Origin of the sequence: Spirillospora sp. NPDC046719 (assembly GCF_040645715.1) — a bacterium.
Taxonomy (GTDB): domain Bacteria; phylum Actinomycetota; class Actinomycetes; order Streptosporangiales; family Streptosporangiaceae; genus Spirillospora.
Window position 1 is genome coordinate 1 of the sequence record NZ_JBEYYT010000769.1, and the last position, 2,644, is coordinate 2,644.

A 2,644-nucleotide genomic window follows, 5' to 3' on the forward strand; every position below is an offset into this window, starting at 1 on the left:
ACGGGCGGCAACATCAAGTCCTACCTCCGCACCAACACCCCCACGAACGCCCCGCCCACAACCGGCCCCCCCCCCCGGGGGGGGTGGCGCCCCGTCGTCATTCGCCGGAGGCGGCGGGGATGCGGGTGCGGGTGGCGGGCGCGCGGCGCCCGACGATGAAGTACAGGACGATCGCGGCGCTGAGCACCAGCGAGCCGGTCGGGCTGAGCAGGGCGATCGCCGCGGCGATCGCGTAGCCGACCGGGCCCAGCAGGGACCGGGCGCGGGCGCGCCGCGCTTCGTCGCGCGCCCGCGGATGCATCAGTTCGGGGCGGCGGCACAGGTGGTTCCAGAACAGGGTGAACCACAGCGACGCCGCCGCCATGGACACCGAGTAGAAGACCGCCGCGGCGGGCGCGTCGCCCCTGCCGAGGTGGTCGCCGAGGGTGGCCGCCGGCAGGGGCAGGAACGCGATCGTCGCGAGCATCCCGAGGTTGAGGAACAGCAGCCCGCGGTCCACCTTCCGCACCTGGTGGAACAGGTTGTGGTGGTGGATCCAGGCGATCCCGATGATGAGGAACGAGACCGCGTAGGCGTCCAGCGCGGGCCATTCGTGCCGCAGCCCCGACCAGACGCCCTCGTCCGCGGCCGGCGGCCTGACGTCGAGGATCAGCAGGGTCGCCGCGATCGCGAAGACGCCGTCGCTGAGCGCCCGCAGCCGGTCGGGGGAGATGTGCTGCTCGTCGTCCTCCCCCGGTGCGGCGGCGGGCGGGTCGGTGGGGAAGTCGGCGGCCACGGTCGTCTCCTCGCGCTGTGATCGGCAGGCGACAGAGTAGGGCAGCCGGGACGAACCGGCGAGCGGTGCGGCGTCCGGGAGCCGGTCAGCGGCCGGTCGGCAGGCTGAGGCCGCCGTTGCACTCGATGACCTGGCCGGTGACGAACCCGTTGGCCGCGGCGAGCAGGACGGCCTGCGCGACGTCCTCGGGCCGCCCCACCCGGCCGACCGGCAGCGCGGCGGCGTGCTGGGCGAACATCGCGTCCCGCTGCTCGGCGGGCATGCCGTCCCACCACGGCGTCTCGATGACGCCGGGGGAGACGGCGTTGACGCGCAGCGGCGCCAGCTCGGTCGCGAGCGGCCGCACCATCGCCTCCAGCGCGCCGTTGATCGCGGCGAGGCCGGCGGTGCCGGGCAGCGCCGCGCGGGCGGACGAGGCGGTGATGAAGGTGACCGAACCGTCCTCGGTGAGCCGCGGCAGCGCCGCCTGGACGATCCGCAGGTGCAGCCAGAACTTCGCCTCGAAGCCGTGGCGGAGGTCGCCGAGGTCCAGCGTGGCGAACGGGCCGGCGCCCGATCCGCCGCTCAGCGCGAGGACCAGGTGGTCGTAGCGGGTGTCCTCGGCGAAGAACGCGGTCACCTCGTCGGGCGAGGAGGCGTCGACGCGGCGGGCGGTGAGGCCGTCCGCGGCGGCCTTGGCGAGGCGCTCCTCGTCCCGGCCGGTGATCACGACGTCGGCGCCCTGGCCGGCGAACAGCTCGGCGGTGGCCGCGCCGATGCCCGAGGTGCCGCCGAAGACGAGGGTGCGCTTTCCGGTGAGCGACATGGCCGGCTCCTTAGATTGTCGAGACCTTCTGTCTCGACAAGTATTCATCGAGACCGGCGGTCTCGTCAAATGGGTAGGGTGGTGCCATGAGTGACAGCCGACGGCCGCACACCGGGCGGCGCCGCAACGAGGCCGCGCGGCGCGCGATCCTCGACGTCGCCGTGGACCTGCTCGCCCGCGACGACGGCGTCCCCGTCACGATCGACTCGCTCGCCGCCGCGGCCGGTGTCGGCAAGCAGACGATCTACCGCTGGTGGCCGTCCAAGGGCGCGGTGCTGCTGGAGGCGATGGCCGAGCGCGCGGGCGCCGACATCCCCGTGCCCGACACCGGGACGCTCCGCGGCGACCTCGAAGGCTTCCTGGCCGCGACGTTCCGCGGCGCCGGCCAGCGGCTCACCGCGTCCGTCCTGCGCCACTCGATGGCCGAGGCGCAGCGCGACCCGCACGCGCGCGAGCACATGCGCGCGTTCGTCGAGTCGCGGCGCCGCGTGCTGACCGGGCTGCTGGAGCGGGCGCGCGACCGCGGCGAGATCGCGGCCGGCGCCGACCTCGCCCTGATGGTCGACCAGGTCTACGGAGTGCTCTGGTACCGCGTCCTCGTCGGGCACGAGCCGCTCGGCGACGCGCAGGCCGCCGAGCTGGCCCGCGCCCTGTCCGACCAGGCGGCCGCCCGCCTCGACGGCGGCGACCGCTGACCTGGGACCGCTGACCTGGGACCGCTGACCAGGGCCCGCTGACCAGGCCCGCTGACCAGGCCCGCTGACCGGGGCCCCTTGAGCCGGGCCCGCCGAGCCGAGTCTGGTGACCCGGGGCCTCTGACGCGCGGGCCGCCGCGTCCGGTCCGGCCGCCGTGCACGGGCGTGCTGTTCGCTCGTGCGGAGAGCCGGGCCGTTTTCGTTTCCGCTCTTGACATGACGGTGGCTGTACATCGATGGTGTGTGAACGATCACGTGAACGTTAATGTGACGCAGCCGACACCACCGGAAGGCCCCCGTCAGCATGAGGACCCCCCGTCCCCCCGCCCGCCCGGCCGCCGCGCTCGCCGCGGCCGCCTGCGCCGTCGC

Annotated in this window: 3 protein-coding genes; 1 reads left to right on the forward strand and 2 read right to left on the reverse strand. The window is 74.6% G+C overall.

Annotated features, from left to right (window positions below; all coding sequences use genetic code 11):
- Positions 1-97: 97 nt before the first annotated feature.
- Together ABZ914_RS49910 and ABZ914_RS49915 are read right to left on the reverse strand one after the other, a co-directional pair.
- On the reverse strand, positions 98-775 hold the full coding sequence (locus ABZ914_RS49910; RefSeq protein ID WP_500201606.1) for a TMEM175 family protein: 678 nt from the start codon (positions 773-775) through the stop codon (positions 98-100).
- A gap of 85 nt (positions 776-860) precedes the next feature.
- Positions 861-1,580 (reverse strand): SDR family oxidoreductase, encoded by a 720-nt coding sequence (locus ABZ914_RS49915; protein ID WP_500201607.1) that lies wholly within the window; start codon positions 1,578-1,580, stop codon positions 861-863.
- Positions 1,581-1,666: 86 nt separating this feature from the next.
- On the opposite strand from ABZ914_RS49915, the gene ABZ914_RS49920 reads away from it, so the two are divergent.
- Positions 1,667-2,275: a TetR/AcrR family transcriptional regulator gene (locus tag ABZ914_RS49920; protein ID WP_500201608.1), complete on the forward strand. Its 609-nt coding sequence runs from the start codon at positions 1,667-1,669 to the stop codon at positions 2,273-2,275.
- Positions 2,276-2,644 lie beyond the last annotated feature (369 nt).

Coding starts and splice junctions, on each gene's coding strand:
- ABZ914_RS49915 (WP_500201607.1), bottom strand. CDS start 1,580: ATGTCGCTCACCGGAAAGCGCACCCTCGTCTTCGGCGGCACCTCGGGC.
- ABZ914_RS49920 (WP_500201608.1), top strand. CDS start 1,667: ATGAGTGACAGCCGACGGCCGCACACCGGGCGGCGCCGCAACGAGGCC.